Source organism: Flagellimonas spongiicola (assembly GCF_023502425.1).
GTDB lineage: Bacteria > Bacteroidota > Bacteroidia > Flavobacteriales > Flavobacteriaceae > Flagellimonas > Flagellimonas spongiicola.
The window spans coordinates 1-319 of the sequence record NZ_JAMFMA010000012.1; the positions used below are offsets into that span (position 1 = coordinate 1).

The window sequence follows — 319 nt, forward strand, 5'->3', positions numbered from 1 at the left end:
TGTGTTTCCAGTCAAACTCAAGGTCTGGTCGTCAGTATCCACATAACCGCTCAAGTCAACGGAGTTACCATCCGCAATAGCCAAGGTATTTCCAGTCAAACTTAAAGTCTGGTCATCCGTGTCCGTATCAATGGAACTGATGTCTATTGTATTTCCGTCAGCGATACTCAAATCGGTTCCGGTCAGACTCAAGGTCTGGTCGTCTGTATCCACATAGCCACTCAAATCAACGGAGTTACCATCGGCAATAGCCAATGTATTACCAGTCAAACTCAAGGTCTGGTCATCCGTATCTGTATCGATAGAACTTATGTCAATC

Annotated in this window: 1 protein-coding gene; it reads right to left on the reverse strand. The window is 44.8% G+C overall.

The features are described from left to right. The coding region (locus M3P19_RS16880) for a hypothetical protein (RefSeq protein ID WP_249658873.1) at positions 1–319 on the reverse strand (319 nt) is incomplete at both ends.